Here is a 16,453-nt window from a genome sequence, read left to right as displayed (position 1 = left end):
GCTCACCCCGCGATCGCACGCAGCGCGCGCGCCCGGGCGGGAGGCACCGACGCGATCTCGAGCCCGGTGAAGACGTGCAGCGTGTTCATGTCGCGATCCACGACGGCGTGGTCCGACACCCACCCCCCCATCAAGAGGTAGGTCTTCAGCAGCGGCGGCATCCGGTCGAGTGCCGCCTTTCGGTCTGGCTTCGGGTTGCGGCGCAGCCGCTCGGCGAAGCGAAAGACGTCTTTCGCCTTCACGCGCGGCAACCACCGCTTCGGCGCGAGATGCCGGGCCGCAAGCATGTCGAACACTTCGAGGTAGCTCGACGCCTCCGTCCCCCGGAACGACGAGCAGCCGAACAGCAGCTCAACCCCGTTGTCGTCGACGAACCGCGTCATCGCGCCCCAGGCGACGCGGAGCACGTCGGCATCGCGGGCCTCGGGGTGGATGCAGAACCGGCCCATCTCGACCATCGGCCCCTCGAAGCTGCGCAGCGCGTCGAGGCCGTAGAACTGCGCGCTGTAGCTGTCGCCGATCTCCGCGCCGCCGGCGAGCGGCATAAGGCGGAAACAGCAGGAGAGACGCCCGCTGAGCGTATCCTCGACAAGAACATGATGGCAGAGCGCGTCGAACCGGTCCGCGTCCAGTCCCTCGCCGCCACGGAAGCAGAGGTGACGCAGGGTCTGCGCCGCACGAAGGTCTTCGGCGGTCTCGGCGAACCGTGCCCGGTAGCGCCCCCTCGTCAACATCCGCGCCTCCTTTGCGTGCGCCGCTTCACTACCTAGATAAGGACGGAACGTGACGAAAGGATAGACGCCAGAATGGACAAGGTCATGAAATCCGACGGCGAGTGGCGCGAACAGCTCTCACCGTTGGCCTACAAGGTGACGCGCAAGCATGGCACCGAGCGTGCCGGCACCCACGACGATTTCCCGAAGGAAGACGGCGTATTCCGCTGCGTCTGTTGCGGCGCGCCGTTGTTCGACCAGGCCCACAAGTTCGAAAGCGGCACCGGCTGGCCCTCGTTCTGGCAGCCGCTCGACGGCGACATGGTGGGTGAAAAGGAAGACCGCTCGCTCTTCATGCGGCGCACCGAAGTGCACTGCAACCGCTGCGAGGCGCACCTCGGGCACGTGTTCCCGGACGGGCCGCAGCCCACGGGCCTGCGCTACTGCATCAACGGGGTCGCGCTCGACTTCGAGGCGAAGGACTAGTTCTCGCCGAGCAGCGTCGAGGCGTCGATCTGCCCGATGTTGCCGATGAGCTGACGGAGGAAGGTCGTGTCGCGGATGCCGTCATCGGTCACGCGCCGGGACAGCGCCACGACGCGGCCGTCCTCCAGCCCGAACCGCTCGACATTACGCAGCACACCGCCGCCATCGAAGTTCATCGCGACGATCTCGCGGTCGATCTCTTCCGGCTCGAGCGGGCCGAAATGGCGGAACCGGCTCTGGACGTAGTAGAAGCCGCTGTTGTTCAGAACGCCGCCGGCGGTCGGCTGGCCGATGCGGTCGGCGACGGACTCCCGGGTGTCGACGCCGGGCTCGAGGACCGAGAGGTCCGATTCCGTCGGCACGAAGCCATGTGTGCGATAAATCGGCGAGCAGGCCGTCGCGAGGAAGAGACCGGCAACAAGTGCGGCGCGTCGCAGGTTTCGTCCGTTGGCCATGCTGGTGTCGCCCCCTTGTGCTGGCTTTGCCCGGCAATTAGGCCGATTACATCAGGATGTGTAAACATTACAAGGAGCATCCGCCATGAGCGACCTCCCGACCGAGGCGGTGCGGCTGGCCGATCTGCCTGGCCGGAAGACGTCCAGATACAGGCTTGAGCCCGATGCGGCCGGTCGCGCGGCGATTGCGGACACGCTCGGTATCGAAGGTGTGAAGAAGTTTCGCTTCGAGGCGGAGCTTTCTCCGCTCGGCAAAACCGACTGGCAGCTGACCGGCAAGCTCGGGGCGACGGTCGTGCAGGCCTGTGTCGTGACGCTGGACCCCGTGACCACGCGAATCGAGGAGAGCGCCTCGCGCAGCTACCTCTCCCGGATGTCCGAGCCCGAGGGCGGCACAGAAGTCGAGATGCCCGATGACGACACGAGCGAGCCGCTTCCGGCGACGCTCGACCTCTACACGGTCGCGCTCGAAGCGCTCGCGCTGTCCCTGCCCGCCTACCCCCGGTCCGAAGGTGCGGCGCTCGAGGAAGCGAATTTCGCCGAACCCGGGGTCGAGCCGCTTTCGGATGAGGATGTCAAACCCTTCGCCGGTCTGGCCGCGCTGCGCGACAAGCTGTCGAACGGTGGTGGCGACGACGGCAAAGGCGAGTGACCGCCGGTGCGATACGGAATTTTGCGTATTTTTCGTGATCCTTGTGCGAACCCGGCTCGACACGGCACAGGGAATCCTCTATGGCCCGCCGGTATCGCTCTGACGAGCTTCTCCGAACACGTGGCCATGACAGGCCCCTAACAAGCCCGAGGTTGAGACATGGCTGTACCTCAGAATAAGGTATCGAAGGCCCGCCGCAACTGGCGCCGGTCCCATCACGCGCTGTCCGGCGCGAACCCGAACGAATGCGACAATTGCGGTGAGCTGAAGCGCCCGCACCACGTCTGCCCCTCCTGCGGGCACTATAATGATCGTGAAATTGTCGCGGCTGCCGACGAGGTCGAGCTGGACGACGACGCGGCGTAAGTCTGCGGGGTCGTAGTTCTATGACCAACACCGATCCAGAGACGAACAACCCCCTGCCCGCGGCAGGGGGTATCGTCATTTCTGTGGACGCGATGGGCGGGGACCAGGGCCCTGCGGTCGTGGTCGCCGGCCTTGCGCGGTTTCTCGAGAAGGAACCGGAAGCCCGCATCCTCCTGCACGGACCGCAAGACACGCTCGCGCCGCTGGTCGCCAAGCGCAAGATCGGCGATCGCGTCACGATCCGCCATGCCGAGGGCGTGGTCGACATGACCGACAAGCCGAGCCACGTCATGCGGCATGGCAAGGGCACGTCCATGTGGTCCGCCATCGACGCGGTGCGCGACAAGGAGGCCCAGTCCTGCGTCTCTTGCGGCAACACCGGCGCGCTGATGGCAGTCTCGATGGTGCGCTTGCGCAAGGCGGAAGGCGTGAACCGTCCTGCCATCGCCTGCCTCTGGCCCTCTCGCAATCCCGGTGGCTTCAACCTGATGCTCGACGTCGGCGCCGACGTGCGCGCCGATCAGGACGATCTGCTCACCTATGCGATGATGGGCGCTTCCTATGCCCGCAACGGTCTGGGCATCGAGCGGCCACGCATCGGCCTGCTCAACGTCGGCGTTGAAGAGCACAAGGGCCGCGCCGAGTTGAAGGTCGCCAACGACCTGATCGGCCGCGCCGCGCCGCTCGCCGATTTCGACTATGTCGGTTTCGTCGAAGGCGGCGACATCCCCTCCGACCGGGTTGACGTGATCGTCACGGATGGCTTCACCGGCAATATCGCGCTGAAGACCGGCGAAGGCACCGCCTCCATGATCTCCGGCCTGCTGCGCGAGGCGTTCAACAAGACGCCGCTGTCGAAGATCGCCGCCCTGCTCGCGATGACGTCGCTCAACCGCTTCAAGAAACGGATCGACCCGCGCCGCGCGAACGGCGGGGTTTTCCTTGGTCTGAACGGCACCGTGGTCAAGAGCCACGGCTCTGCCGACGCGCTTGGAGTTGCGGCGGCGGTCAAACTGGCCTATCGCCTTGCCAGCTCCGGTTTCTCCGACAGGCTGGCCGCCCGCGTCGCATCCGCTGCGGCGCTGACCGGTCCCGATGGAGAGCGGACAAGAACTGAAGGCACTGGCACACGTTGAAATGCTGAGAGCGGTGGTCAAAGGGGTCGGGCATTACCTGCCCGAAAGAATCGTCCCGAACGCCGAGTTCGAAAAGTCACTCGATACGTCCGACGAATGGATCCGCTCCCGCTCGGGGATCGAACGCCGCCATTTCGCTGCCGAGGGCGAAACGACGTCGATGCTGGCCACGAAGGCGGCACAGGCGGCGCTTGCGAATGCCGGTATGACCGGCGCCGATGTCGACGCGATCATCCTCGCGACCTCCACAGCCGACTTCACCTTCCCCTCCGCCGCAACTATGGTTCAGAACGCGCTCGGCATGACGAAGGGCTTCGCCTACGACGTCCAGGCGGTCTGCGCCGGCTTCGTCTACGCGCTCGCCAACGCCAACGCGCTCATCGTCTCGGGCCAGGCGCGCCGCGTGCTGGTGATCGGGGCGGAGACCTTCAGCCGGATCATGGACTGGACCGACCGCTCCACCTGCGTGCTGTTCGGCGATGGCGCCGGTGCGCTGCTGCTGGAGGCGGAAGACCACGCCGGCACCAGCGACGATCCCGGCATTCTGTCCACCGACCTGAACTCCGACGGGCGCTACCGCGACCTGCTCTATGTCGATGGCGGCATCTCCACCGGCACCTCCGGCGTCCTGCGGATGCAGGGCCGCGAGGTCTTCCGCCACGCGGTCGAGAAGCTGGCCGAGACGGCACATGCCGCGCTTGCAAAGGCCAGTCTGGGACATGAGGACGTCGACTGGGTCGTCCCGCATCAGGCCAACATCCGCATCATCCAGTCGACGGCCAAGAAGCTCGGGCTGGAGATGGACAAGGTCGTGGTAACCGTTCAGGACCACGGGAACACCTCCGCCGCGTCGATCCCGCTGGCCCTGTCGGTCGGCGTGGAGCGTGGCCAGATCAAGCCCGGCGACCTCGTCGTCACGGAGGCGATCGGCGGCGGTCTGGCCTGGGGTTCGGTCGTCCTGCGCTGGTAGGCGGAAACCTACATTAAGACGCCGGCCCAAGGGCTTGATATTGACTCCCAAATTCTGTCACGCCAAGCTCCGGTCAAATCACGGGGGGCCGCAATGTCCAACAAGACGCTGACACGTATGGATCTCGCCGAGGCAGTCCATGCCGAAGTGGGCCTGTCCCGCAATGACAGTGCCGACCTTGTCGAGAGCATCCTCACCCATGTCTCCGACGCGCTGGCCGCGGGCGAGACGGTCAAGATCAGCTCGTTCGGCACCTTCGCCGTCCGCGACAAGGCCGCCCGCGTCGGACGCAATCCGAAAACCGGGGAAGAGGTTCCGATCCACCCTCGCCGGGTCCTCACCTTCCGCCCCTCGCACCTGATGAAGGACAAGGTGGCGGCCGGCAACAAGGCCTGATCCCGCGATGAACAAGTCCCCCGACGCGTTCCGCACAATCTCAGAAGTCGCAGAGAAGCTGGACACCCCGGCCCACGTTCTCCGCTTCTGGGAGAGCAAGTTTCCACAGGTGAAGCCCGTCAAGCGGGCCGGTGGGCGGCGCTATTACCGCCCCGACGATGTCGCCCTGCTCGGCGGCATCAAGGCGCTGCTGCACGACGATGGGATGACCATCAAGGGCGTGCAGAAGTTACTGCGCGAGAAGGGTATTCGCCACGTGGCCGGCATGGCCGACCCGGCATCCGGGCCGCAGGAGGGCCTGTTCGACGGTGAAGCGACGGACGCGGTCGACGCGACGTCCGCACCGGAGCCGGAAACCGAGACGGAGGCTGCGGCCGAGCAGGTCGCGGAAGAGACGCCGTCCAACGTCGTTCCCCTGCCCCGCAACGAGCTTCCCGCGTTCCTGCGCCGCACGGGCGGCATTGGACAGAGCGAAGATACGCCGGATGCGGATACGGACGCCAAACCCGACACCCCCGACGCGGACGCGCCCATGGCCGAGGACCAGTCTCAAGCCGACGAGCTGCCTGTCGAGGATCCACCCGCCGAAGACCCACCCGCACTGGCGCCTCCGGTCGCTGCGGAGGACACCCCGGAAGATCCTCTTGTCGAGGCCGCCGAAGCCCCGGTCGAGGAGCCCGTCGTTCCGGACGAGCCGGCCCAGCCCCCCGAAGCGGAGCCTGAGCCTGAACCGGTCCAAGGTCCGCTCGCCATTGCCCTGTCGACCATCGCGGACGACCCGGACGAGGTTGCGGCAACCGGCCCCGGCCTGCTGTCGCTTGTCGCCACCGTCAGTCGCCCGAAGGACGCCGCAGCCGCGCTCGTCCGGCTGGAACAGCTGCAGCTCGCGCGCGCCTGATCCGCCCCGCGCGGCACCGAGCACGACAGGATCCGCTACCCGGAAGAATAGTGCCGCGACGGAGTGTTTTCCGGGGTTGCACCGCGCCGCAAAACCGCTAGAACGCCCCTCACGTCGGGCTATGGCGCAGCCTGGTAGCGCGTCCGTCTGGGGGACGGAAGGTCGCAGGTTCAAGTCCTGCTAGCCCGACCATTTCAATCACATCGCTACCTTTTCCGCATCCGGCACCCCGCCGGGGCCGCCGGTGTGCTTGCATCGCGAAACGCCGCCCCGTAACCACACGGAAATCCCGCGCCCGGCGCGGGCGTGACAGCAGGCCAGCCACGGGGTGCGCGCATGACAGGGGTCCTATCCGACCGGCAGATCGCCGCGCTGATCGGGGACGATGCGATCGGCCTCGATCAACCGCTCGTCGACGGCCAGATTCAGCCCGCGAGCCTCGACCTCCGTCTCGGCACGACCGCCTACCGGGTACGCGCCTCCTTCCTCGCCGGACGGGGGCGGAAGGTCGCCGAACGGCTGGATGAGTTCGAGATGCACCGGGTCGACCTCACCGACGGCGCGGTGCTGGAGAAGGGCTGCGTCTACGTCGTGCCGCTGATGGAGCGGCTGTCGCTGCCCAACGACCTTCAGGCCATTGCCAACGCCAAGAGTTCGACCGGGCGGCTCGATCTTCTGACGCGAACGATCACCGATGGCGGGACCGAGTTCGACCGGATCGAACCCGGCTACAAGGGGCCACTCTATGCCGAGATTTGCCCTCGCTCCTTCTCTGTGCTCGTGCGGGCCGGCCAGCGGCTGAACCAGCTACGCCTGCGGCGGGGCGAGGCCCGGCTGGACGACGCCGCGTTGATGGCGCTCCATGCGTCAGAGCCGCTCGTGGACGGCGATCCGGTGATCGACGACGGGCTCGGCTTCTCCGTCGACCTCGCCCCGTCCGAGGGCACACTCGTCGGCTACCGCGCCAAACCGCACACGGGGGTCATCGACCTCGACCGGATCGGCCATTACGAGCCGTCGGAGTTCTGGGAGCCGCTGCACACCGACCGGCGGAGCCTGATCCTCGACCCCGGCGCATTCTATATCCTCGTCAGCCGCGAGGCGGTGACGATCCCACCCGGCTACGCCGCCGAAATGGCGCCCTACCTTGCCATGGTGGGCGAGTTCCGGGTGCACTACGCCGGTTTCTTCGACCCCGGCTTCGGCCATGCCTCGGCGGGCGGCGGCGGCTCACGCGGCGTGCTCGAGGTCCGGTGCCACGAGGCGCCCTTCGTGCTGGAGCACGGGCAGGTCGTCGGACGTCTGCTGTACGAGAAGATGTCGGAAGAGCCCGAGCAGCTCTATGGGCGCGGTATCGCCTCGAACTACCAGGGACAGGGGCTGAAGCTGTCCAAGCACTTCCGCGCGGTCTGAGGCCGACCGCCGGCGCAGTTGCCGGACAATCCATCGCCATCAAATGAAAACGCCCCCGCAGTCTCCTGCAGGGGCGTTCGTCATTTCTACGGCCTCGGAGGCCCCGCGATCACTCGTCGTCGAGCTTTTCGACCGCTTCCTGCAGCTCTTCCTTGGAGACTTCCTTCTCCGTGACCTTGGACTTGTCGAAGATCATGTCGACGACCTTGTCCTCGAAGATCGGCGCCTGGATCTGCTGGCGCATCTGCGGGTTCTGCTGGACGTACTCGAAGAACTGGCGCTCCTGGCCCGGGTACTGGCGAGCCTGCGTCATGACGGCCTGCGTCATTTCTGCGTCGGAGACCTGGATCTCGTTCTTCTGGCCGATCTCGGCGAGGAACAGGCCAAGCTTCACGCGACGCTCGGCAAGCTTCACGTGCTCTTCGGTGGTCTCGATCTCACCGTGGTCGTGGCCGTGGTGATCGGGGTTGTCCTCGTGCCACAGCTGGTGCGCGATCTGGTTGGCTTCGGCATCGACGAGGCTCTGCGGCAGGTCGAAGTTGACCCGCTGGTCGAGCGCGTCGAGCAGCGACCGCTTGGCGACGGAGCGCGAAGCGCCCTTGTACTCGGCCTCAAGACGCTCGGTGATCTGGGCCTTCAGCGCGTCGAGGTCGTCGGCACCGAACTTCTTGGCGAGTTCGTCGTCGATCTCGGCGTCGACGGGTTTCTTCACTTCCTTGACGGTCACGTCGAAGACGACGGCCTGACCGGCGAGGTGCTCGGCCTGGTATTGCTCGGGGAAGGTGATGTCGAGCGACTTCTCGTCACCGGCCTTCACACCAACCAGCTGCTCTTCGAAGCCGGGGATGAAGGAGTTGGAGCCGAGCGTCAGCGGGTAATCCTCGGCGGAGCCCCCTTCGAACGCTTCACCGTCCTTCTTGCCGACGAAATCGATCACGACCTGGTCGCCGTCGGCGGCCTTGCCCTTTTTCGTCTCGAAGGACTGAGCGTTCTTGGCGAGGCTCTCGAGCGCCTCGTTCACCGAAGCCTCGTCCGCCTTCACGACCAGACGCTCGATCTCGATGTCGGAGAAGTCGATCTCTTCGATCTCGGGGAGCGTCTCGTAGCTGACGTCGACGACGACGTCGTCGCCCTCTTTCCAGTCTTCGTTCGACATCGCCATCTGCGGCTGCATCGCCGGGCGGTGGCCCGTTTCCTCGAGGTGCGAGGTCACGGCGCCGTCGATGCTTTCCTGCATCGCTTCGCCCATGATGCGCGGGCCGAACTGCTTCTTGAGCAGCGCCATCGGGACCTTGCCCTTCCGGAAGCCCTTCATCTCGATGTCGGGCTGAGCTTCCTTGAGCTTGGCCTGCACCTTCTGTTCCAGCTCGTCCGCGGTCAGCGTGATCTGGTAGCCGCGTTTCAGGCCTTCGTTCTGGGTTTCGGTGACTTGCATGGTCTTCCTCGATCTGGGCGCACAAAAGGCCCCGCCGGTCAGGGGACCCTGTCGAATTCGGCGTGTTCTAGTTGCGGCAGGAGGGGCCTTCAACCCCTATTTCGTCAGGCCCAATGGCCCCGGAGGCGCTCCGCCGAAGCTCCGCGCGGATGCCGGACCTGCGAGAGGGGTGGCTTCGATCTCCTGCAAGGGCGGCCCTGCCCGGCTCCCGGACAAGGCCGCCTGCCAATAGGTTACACACCCATGGCCGCGAGGACGCGGTCCGGGTGGCAGGGGTAGTCATAGACCCGGTGGCCAGTTGCGTGGGCGATCGCGTTGATCACCGCCGCACCGGCGCCCGAGATGCCGAGTTCGCCGACCCCCTTGCTCTGGATCGGGTTGGCCCAGTCGTCGCGCTCCTCGAGGAACACGACCTGCATGTCTCCGGGGACGTCGGCGTGGACCGGAACGTGGTAGTTGGCCAGGTCGCGGGTGACGATGTGGCCGTCCCGCCGGTCGCTCTCCATCTCCTCGGTGAGCGCCGCGCCAATGCCCCAGATCATACCGCCGAGGGCCTGACTACGGGCCGTCTTCTCGTTCAGGATACGACCGATCGACATAACGCCGAGCATCCGGCGGACGCGGACTTCCCCGGTCCACTCGTTGACCGCGACTTCGGCGAAATGCGCGCCGAACCCGGCGGAGAAGTGGCTTTCGGCCGTCTTGCCGGCCTCGATGCTCGCCTCGCCGACGATTTCCTCCGTGATGAGTTCGGACAGCGCCGATTCGTGGTTGTCGCCACGGGCACGCCCGCCCTGCAGGGTCAGATCGTCCTCGGAGCAGCCGAGCTTCTCCGCGATCTGCTCCCGCAGTTTCCTGGCTGCGAGGAAGGTGGCCGAGCCGGCGGAGCTGGCGCCGAACGATCCGCCGGAGCCGGACGCGCCGGGCAGGTCGGAATCGCCGAGCCGCACCTCCACCTGGTCCGGCCGCAGACCCAGCATCTCCGCCGTGATCTGCGCGAGGATGGTGTAGGTCCCGGTGCCGATGTCGGTCATGTCGGTCTCGACGATGGCCTTGTCCCCGGTCAGCCGGACGCGAGCCGCCGACTGGATCAGCATGTTGGCGCGCGCGGCAGAGGCCATGCCCATACCGATCAGCCAGTCGCCGTCCCGCTTCGATCCGGCCGGGCCACGGTCGGACCAGCCGAACCGTTCGGCCCCGTCCCTGAGGCAGTCGGCCAGCCGGCGGGTGCTATAGTCGCGGCCATCCATCGGGTGCTTGTCGGGCAGGTTCTCGAGCCGCAACTGCAACGGATCGACGCCGAGTGTATCGGCAAGTTCGTCGACGCCCGCCTCGAAGGCCAGCATGCCCACCGCTTCACCCGGCGCACGCACCGAGCCGGTCGGCGTCGCCGCGATCCGCGCAAGCGTCTGCGTGAAGCTCAGCCCGTCGGCGCCGTAGATGAACTGCGACGCCTGGCTGACGGGTTCGGCAAAGCCCTCTCCGTCGACGTTCGAGACGCGGTCGTCGTGAGAAATCGCCGTGATACGACCGTCCTTGCCCGCGCCGAACCTGACACGCTGCGCGGTCTCCGACCGACGCAGGATCGCATCGAACACGGTCTGACGGGGCATGACGACCCGCACCGGACGACCGAGTTTCTGCGCAGCGACCGCCGCCGCCACAGCTTCCGGTCCAAGACCAAGCTTGGAGCCGAAGCCACCGCCGACGAAGGGCGCGAGGATGCGCACCTTGCTCGGGTCGATGCCAAGCGAATCCGCCAGTTCCGCCTTGTTGAACCGGATCATCTGGAGCGAGCTCCGCAGGGTCACGGTGTCACCAGACCATTCGGCAAGCGCGGCATGTGGTTCCATCGCGGCGGCGACCTGCGACGGTGTCGTGTAGTTGCGGTCGACCTTGACCTCGGCTGACGACCAGACGGCGTCGAAGTCGCCTGCCGTCACGGGATCGGAGACTTCGGTGTCCGGGGTCTCGTCGGGCGCGGACGCGGCCTCTTCGACCTCGTAGTCGACGACAAGCCGCTGCGCCCCATCGCGGGCCGCCTCGAAGCTTTCGGCGACGACGAGTGCGATCGGCTGGCCGTGGTAATGAACCTCGTCGCCCGGCTGGACGGGTGCCTCCCCCGCCATGCCCTGCGCGGGGTTCCGGATCAGGCGCGGATCGGTGATGACGTCGATCACGCCCTCGATCGACTTCACGGCGTCGGTGTCCATGCTCCGGACCTTGCCGCGCGAAATGGTGGCCCGCACCAGCACCCCGTGCGCCATGCCCTCGACACTATGATCACCGGAATACTCCGCCGTGCCCGAGACCTTCTTCGGCCCGTCTGTACGGTCCATCGGCGTGCCGATCACACCCTGTCCGGTTTCGTCCAGAAGCCGCGGTTGCGGTTCGTCCATCGTGAACTTGGATGTCATGCCTCGCTCCTCGCGATGTCTGTGCCTGCGGTCTCCGCGAGCCCGGTGAGCTGGCGCATTGTCGCGATGAAGGTGCGGCGCAGGAGAGTGCGTTTGTAGTCCGTGTCGGGATGCGGCGCGCTGTCCGGGATCAGGACGTCCGCCGCGCGCTCGAACAGCTCGATCGACGCGGTCTGCCCCTTGAGCATCTCGATCACGTCGTGGTTCATCCACGGATGCGGCGCGACGCTGCCATAGGCGAGGCTGAGGTCGCTGATCGTGTCGCCATCCATCGTGACCGCCCCCGCGACCGAGACCAGCGCGAATGCGTAGGACGCCCGGTCGCGCACCTTGCGGTAGGTCTGGCGGCTGCCGGTCTGCGGGGCCGGCAGGATGACCGCCGTGACGAGGTCGCCCGGTTCGAGCGCGGTCTCGATATCGGGCCTGTCACCCGGGCCGCGGTAGAAATCGTGCATCGGAACGCGGCGCGTCTCGCCTCCAGCAGTGCGGATCTCGACATCCGCCTGCAGTGCGCTGAGTGCGACGGCCATGTCGGAGGGATGAGCGGCAAGGCAGTGTTCCGACGTCCCGAACAGGGCCAGCATGCGACCCGCGCCACCCTGAGCCGCGCAGCCCTCGCCCGGGTTGCGTTTGTTGCAGGCCTGAGACGTGTCGTAGAAGTACGGACACCGGGTGCGCTGGAGCAGGTTGCCGCCCGTCGTCGCCTTGTTCCTGATCTGGGCGGAGGCCCCGGCAAGGATCGCCCGCGACAGCAGCGGCCAGCCCGCCCGGACGCGACGGTCGTTGGCAAGCGCGGTATTGGTCACGAGCGCGCCAATCCGAAGACCATCGCCGTCAACCGAGATCTCAGACATCCCGTCGAGTTTCGTGATGTCGACCACCACGTCGGGGGTCATCACCTCGATCTTCATCAGGTCGAGCAGGTTGGTCCCGCCGGCGATGATCTGGCCCGCCGCGACGTCGCCGGGCGTGGTTGCGCGTTGAAAGTCGAACGGCCTCATTCCTTGACCTCCGACGCCATGGCGATCGCTTCGCGGATCAGCGGATAGGCGGAGCAACGGCAAAGGTTGCCCGACATGCGCTCGGCCATCTCCGCGTCGGTCAGTTCGGACTCACCGAGGTCGTCACTGACGTACGACGGTGCGCCCTCGCTGATCTCCCTCAGCATGGCCGTGGCCGACATGATCTGGCCGGGCGTGCAGTAGCCGCACTGGTAGCCGTCCTTCTCGACGAAGGCCTTCTGCAGGGCCGACAGCTTCTCCGGTGACCCGATGCCTTCGATCGTCGTGACCTCGTCGCCGTCGTGCATGGCCGTGAGGCATAAACAGGAATTCACCCGCTCGCCGTTCAGAAGAACCGTGCAGGCACCGCATTGCCCGTGATCGCAGCCCTTCTTCGTTCCGGTGAGTCCGAGGTCATCGCGCAGCGTATCGAGCAATGTGCGGCGCGGGTCGTGGTCCACGCTGTGTGACTGCGCGTTCACGGTAAGTGTCGTTTTCATTGGCGTCTCCGGTCGGGAAGGGCATTTCTGCAGCAGGGTCGCCGCTGTCTGTCAGAGCTAACCCCTGTCCCTGCCCGGCGTTCCGTGCGGCCCGTGGGAATGGTCGAAATTCCCGCACCGGCGCTTGCAATCATGATCGAGGCGAGCGCCGGTCGTGGCCAGAGGGCCGCGATGTCCGGCAATCGGGCCGAACCGTTGGGAATGTGCGAGAACTCCTCTACCTGTCGCTCCGTTGAATATCCCGAGAGCCCGTCGATGAGTGCCAAACGCGATCAACAGACCGTCCGAGATGCCGTCCTGACCCACGGCGTCGTCAGCGCGCGCCCCGAAGTCCTGCTGACGGGCACCGGCTGGCGCGTGCCAGTGGCGGTCGTGCATGAAGCGGTGCTGCGCCTCTGGAGCGACGACGCCTTCGGCTTGGCCGGCAACGTCGCCTTTCGGATGCTTCTGGCGATCTTCCCGTTCCTGATCTTCACCAGTTCGCTGACCGCCTTCATCGGCGACCGCTCGATGGCGGATGACCTGACCGACTTCCTGATCGCCATCGTCCCCTCGGCGATCGTCGAGCCCATGGTCTCGGAAGTCGAAATGGTGATGACAGTGCAGCGCGGCGGCGTCCTGAGCGCCGGTATCCTGCTGACGATCTGGTTCGCGGTGGGCGGAGTCGACGGCGTCCGGGTCAGCCTGAACCGGGCCTACGGTATTCAGGAGAAACGGTCGGGCCTCCTGATCTACGCGCTGCAGGCGGGCGTGGTCGTGATGGCGGGCCTCGTGTTCGTCGTGGTCGGCTACCTCCTCGTCTTGGCACCGAGGGCCGGATCGTGGCTGCACCAGCTGATGCCGGGGTTCGATCCCGCCTCGGTCACGATGAGCCTGATCCGCTATCCGGCCGCCGCGCTTATCCTGCTGGCATCCCTGTTCGCGGCGCATGTCGCCCTGCCCGCCCGCCGCACGCGCTTCTCCAGCATCTGGCCCGGCGTCGTCTTCACCGTGGTGACCTGGATCGCCCTGACGGCGGCCTTCTCCGTCTACCTGTCGAGCTTCGCCGCCTACGCCAGCTACTACGCCGGCCTCGCCGGGATCATCGCGGCGCTGTACTTCATGTATCTCGGTGCGCTGCTTCTCATCTTCGGCGGCGAGCTGAACCGCGCCATCAGGATCCGCCGGCTCGCACAGTCGCTACGACCGAAGAAGGAAAAACGATCGGTACGTGGATGAGACCGGGCCGATCCCGGATGGCGAGGTCCTTGCGGTCACTCTGCTCGAAGACGGCAAAGCCGTAACCCGGGTGAAATGCAACAACGGTTCCGAGTTGCCCGAAGCAGAGGCGCAGCTCTGGCGTGGCTGACGCCGTCAACGCCGCATCCAGACCGGCTCAGACCATCTCCAGTTCTACGCCTTGCGGGCTGAGGACCAGCTCGCGCCGGTCGTTGCGTTCCTCGACCACGAGCCGTGCGCCCTCGGGTCCGGCGATCCGGCACTTGGTGACGCGGCCTTGCGACCAGTCCATGTCGATCGTCAGGCCACCGCGCGCGCCGAGGCCACGGACACGGCCCTCGGGCCATTGCGCGGGCAACGCGGGCAGCAGGACAAGGTGGCCGGGGCGGGATTGCACCAGCATCTCGATGATGCCGGCTGCACCGCCGAAGTTGCCGTCGATCTGGAAGGGCGGATGGGCGTCGAAAAGGTTGTCGTAGGTTCGCTCCGGCGACAGCAGCAGCGTCAGCACGTCGTGCGCGTGTTTTCCGTCCCGCAGCCGGGCCCAGAGATTGATGCGCCAGCCGATGCCCCAACCGGTCGCGTCGTCGCCCCGGATCTCGAGCGAGCGCCGCGCTGCCGCCGCGAGGTCGGGTGTCCCGTCGACATTGATCTGGCGGCTCGGGTAGAGCCCGTAGAGGTGACTGACATGGCGGTGGTGCCGCTCGGGCGCCTGCATGTCCCAGTCCTCGCGCCATTCCATCAGTTGACCGGCCGATCCGATCCGGTCTCCGGGCAGACGTGTGCGCGCGGCGCGGACCCGCGCGGCGAACGCCGCATCCTGCCCGAGACGGACGGCGGCGTCTGCCACACCGTCGAACAGGTCGCGCAGCACCTGGTTGTCCATCGCGGGACCGGCACAGATGGTCGTGTCGTGAGCATGCTCGTTCTCGGGCGAGTTCGAGGGGGACGTGACGAGCTCGCCGCTGACCGGATCTTCGACGAGGAAATCGAGCATGAACTCCGCGCAGCCCTTCATCAGCGGGTACAGCCGGGACACGAGCGCGTCAGGGTAGCCGGCGAAGCAGGCGTGATCCCAGAGTTGCGCGCAGAGCCACGCCCCCCCGATCGGCCACTGCCCCCACCGGGGACCGTCGACCGGACCGGTGGCCCGCCAGATGTCGGTGTTGTGGTGCAGTACCCAGCCCGATGCTCCGTAGTGGGCTTTCGCCATCGTGGCGCCGGTCTCGGCCAGGTCCTCGACCAGTGCGATCACCGGGTCGACGGACTCTGGCAGGCCGACGAGGTCGGGAAGCCAGTAGTTCATCTCGAGGTTGATATTCGTCGTGTACTTGCTGCCCCACGGCGGATCCGTCTCCTTGTTCCAGATGCCTTGGAGCGTCGCAGGCTGCGTGCCGGGCCGGGAGGAGCAGATCATGAGGTAGCGTCCGAACTGGACGTACTGCGCGGCGAGGGCGGGATCGTGCTTCGAAGCGTAGTCGGCCACCCGCTGCGGCACGGGCAGGTTCGATTGGGCGCTGTCGCCGAAGTCGATCTCGAACCGGTCGAACAGCTCCCGATGCGCGGCGACATGGTCGGCGCGCATCGCAGCCCAGTCCCTGCCCTCGCGCGCCGTGCGCCGGTCGTCGAGACGCGTGAGCGGGTCTGCGGAGACATCGTCATACCGGACGAAGCTGGTGGCGATGTCGAGCAGGATCACCACCGCAACGGGATCGGTGACGACCAGCGTCGTGCCATCGACGCTGATGGAACCGGACGCCACCTCCGCCCGCATCGCGAAGCGCAGCTGTCCATCGATCCCTTCGGCGCCGGTGTTCGTGCCCTCGAACAGGATCGAGCCGTCATCCTTCGCGCGCGCCGTGCCGGGCTGATCGCTCGTCAAGGACAGGCGCAGGGACACGGGCGCAGGCCCCTCGGACGAGACCCGGATCGCGAGACACTGGTCCACGGGCGAGATGAAGCTCTCCCGCCGGTAGGTGGTCCCCGCGCCCGAGCAGGTGACGACCGATACGGCATCCCCCATGTCGAGCGTCCGCTCGTAGCCCTCCGTCCCCGCCTCGCCGAAATCGAGCCACAGGTTGCCGGCGGGCTGGAAGCTCATCTGTTTCAGCGGGATCGCCATCATCGTCTCGGCGATCAGGTCGTCGGCCGCGCGGTACTCGCCGTCGAAGATCAGCCTGCGAACCTCCGGCAGTGCGTCGAGCGCCTTCGGATTGGTCGGCATGTAGGGGCCGCCCGACCAGAGCGTGTCCTCGTTGAGCTGGTATTCGTCCCGCGCCGGACCCCCAAAGTGCATCGCCCCGAGCCGCCCGTTGCCGAGCGGTATCGCGGCGGTCCATTCGGTGGCGGGCCGGTCGAAGCGGAGCAGGTTGCTGGTCATGACGATCTTTCCTCTTA

The 16,453-nt window shown here is 66.6% G+C and carries 17 protein-coding genes and 1 tRNA gene; 11 read left to right on the top strand and 7 right to left on the bottom strand.

What is annotated here, in order from left to right; genetic code table 11:
* Positions 1-2: 2 nt before the first annotated feature.
* Complete coding sequence (locus I8N54_RS07225; protein ID WP_140193205.1) at positions 3-734, bottom strand: GNAT family N-acetyltransferase; 732 nt, start codon at positions 732-734, stop codon at positions 3-5.
* A gap of 72 nt (positions 735-806) precedes the next feature.
* Here I8N54_RS07225 and msrB point away from each other — a divergent pair, with 72 nt between their 5' ends.
* On the top strand, positions 807-1,199 hold the full coding sequence (gene msrB, locus I8N54_RS07220) for a peptide-methionine (R)-S-oxide reductase MsrB (RefSeq protein ID WP_140193206.1): 393 nt from the start codon (positions 807-809) through the stop codon (positions 1,197-1,199).
* Here the strand turns inward: msrB and I8N54_RS07215 are convergent.
* Complete coding sequence (locus tag I8N54_RS07215; RefSeq protein ID WP_140193207.1) at positions 1,196-1,654, bottom strand: outer membrane protein assembly factor BamE; 459 nt, start codon at positions 1,652-1,654, stop codon at positions 1,196-1,198. The genes msrB and I8N54_RS07215 overlap by 4 nt on opposite strands.
* Before the next feature lie 85 nt (positions 1,655-1,739).
* Here I8N54_RS07215 and I8N54_RS07210 point away from each other — a divergent pair, with 85 nt between their 5' ends.
* From I8N54_RS07210 to I8N54_RS07175, 8 genes are all read left to right on the top strand, one after another.
* Positions 1,740-2,306 (top strand): YceD family protein, encoded by a 567-nt coding sequence (locus I8N54_RS07210; protein WP_140193208.1) that lies wholly within the window; start codon positions 1,740-1,742, stop codon positions 2,304-2,306.
* A 159-nt stretch (positions 2,307-2,465) separates the two neighbouring features.
* A complete protein-coding gene (rpmF, locus tag I8N54_RS07205; protein WP_140193209.1) occupies positions 2,466-2,672 on the top strand; it encodes a 50S ribosomal protein L32 in 207 nt (68 codons plus the stop codon).
* 20 nt (positions 2,673-2,692) lie between these two features.
* On the top strand, positions 2,693-3,808 hold the full coding sequence (plsX, locus tag I8N54_RS07200) for a phosphate acyltransferase PlsX (protein WP_140193210.1): 1,116 nt from the start codon (positions 2,693-2,695) through the stop codon (positions 3,806-3,808).
* Between the two features lies 1 nt (position 3,809).
* The gene (locus tag I8N54_RS07195) at positions 3,810-4,778 is read left to right on the top strand and encodes a beta-ketoacyl-ACP synthase III (RefSeq protein ID WP_140193211.1); all 969 of its coding nucleotides are present in this window, start codon (positions 3,810-3,812) and stop codon (positions 4,776-4,778) included.
* Positions 4,779-4,871: 93 nt separating this feature from the next.
* Complete coding sequence (gene ihfA / locus I8N54_RS07190) at positions 4,872-5,174, top strand: integration host factor subunit alpha (RefSeq protein WP_140193212.1); 303 nt, start codon at positions 4,872-4,874, stop codon at positions 5,172-5,174.
* Between the two features lie 7 nt (positions 5,175-5,181).
* Positions 5,182-6,072: a MerR family transcriptional regulator gene (locus tag I8N54_RS07185; protein WP_140193213.1), complete on the top strand. Its 891-nt coding sequence runs from the start codon at positions 5,182-5,184 to the stop codon at positions 6,070-6,072.
* A gap of 115 nt (positions 6,073-6,187) precedes the next feature.
* Positions 6,188-6,264 (top strand) — tRNA-Pro (locus I8N54_RS07180).
* A 144-nt stretch (positions 6,265-6,408) separates the two neighbouring features.
* The gene (locus I8N54_RS07175) at positions 6,409-7,485 is read left to right on the top strand and encodes a 2'-deoxycytidine 5'-triphosphate deaminase (protein ID WP_140193214.1); all 1,077 of its coding nucleotides are present in this window, start codon (positions 6,409-6,411) and stop codon (positions 7,483-7,485) included.
* Between the two features lie 109 nt (positions 7,486-7,594).
* Here I8N54_RS07175 and tig read toward each other — a convergent pair whose 3' ends face one another.
* The 4 genes from tig to I8N54_RS07155 all read right to left on the bottom strand — a co-directional run bounded on the left by tig (position 7,595) and on the right by I8N54_RS07155 (position 12,838).
* Entirely contained in the window at positions 7,595-8,920 is a 1,326-nt protein-coding gene (gene tig, locus I8N54_RS07170; RefSeq protein WP_140193215.1) for a trigger factor, read from the bottom strand.
* A 233-nt stretch (positions 8,921-9,153) separates the two neighbouring features.
* Entirely contained in the window at positions 9,154-11,337 is a 2,184-nt protein-coding gene (locus I8N54_RS07165) for a xanthine dehydrogenase family protein molybdopterin-binding subunit (RefSeq protein WP_140193216.1), read from the bottom strand.
* The gene (locus tag I8N54_RS07160; RefSeq protein ID WP_140193217.1) at positions 11,334-12,338 is read right to left on the bottom strand and encodes an FAD binding domain-containing protein; all 1,005 of its coding nucleotides are present in this window, start codon (positions 12,336-12,338) and stop codon (positions 11,334-11,336) included. Before I8N54_RS07160 ends, I8N54_RS07165 begins: the two co-directional genes overlap by 4 nt.
* Positions 12,335-12,838 (bottom strand): (2Fe-2S)-binding protein, encoded by a 504-nt coding sequence (locus I8N54_RS07155; protein WP_140193218.1) that lies wholly within the window; start codon positions 12,836-12,838, stop codon positions 12,335-12,337. The genes I8N54_RS07160 and I8N54_RS07155 overlap by 4 nt, the downstream gene beginning before the upstream one ends.
* Positions 12,839-13,093: 255 nt before the next feature.
* Here I8N54_RS07155 and I8N54_RS07150 point away from each other — a divergent pair, with 255 nt between their 5' ends.
* Both I8N54_RS07150 and I8N54_RS07145 read left to right on the top strand, forming a co-directional pair.
* Positions 13,094-14,056, top strand: a complete 963-nt coding sequence (locus I8N54_RS07150) for a YihY/virulence factor BrkB family protein (RefSeq protein ID WP_140195565.1) — start codon at positions 13,094-13,096, stop codon at positions 14,054-14,056.
* The gene (locus tag I8N54_RS07145; protein WP_197097469.1) at positions 14,049-14,186 is read left to right on the top strand and encodes a hypothetical protein; all 138 of its coding nucleotides are present in this window, start codon (positions 14,049-14,051) and stop codon (positions 14,184-14,186) included. The genes I8N54_RS07150 and I8N54_RS07145 overlap by 8 nt, the downstream gene beginning before the upstream one ends.
* Positions 14,187-14,213: 27 nt before the next feature.
* Here the strand turns inward: I8N54_RS07145 and I8N54_RS07140 are convergent, their stop codons facing one another.
* Positions 14,214-16,436, bottom strand: coding sequence for a glycoside hydrolase family 95 protein (locus I8N54_RS07140; RefSeq protein WP_140193219.1), 2,223 nt, complete (start codon positions 16,434-16,436; stop codon positions 14,214-14,216).
* Positions 16,437-16,453 lie beyond the last annotated feature (17 nt).

It is taken from the genome of Pelagovum pacificum, assembly GCF_016134045.1.
GTDB classification, from domain to species: domain Bacteria; phylum Pseudomonadota; class Alphaproteobacteria; order Rhodobacterales; family Rhodobacteraceae; genus Oceanicola; species Oceanicola pacificus_A.
This window is presented reverse-complemented; position numbering and strand designations above follow the sequence as displayed.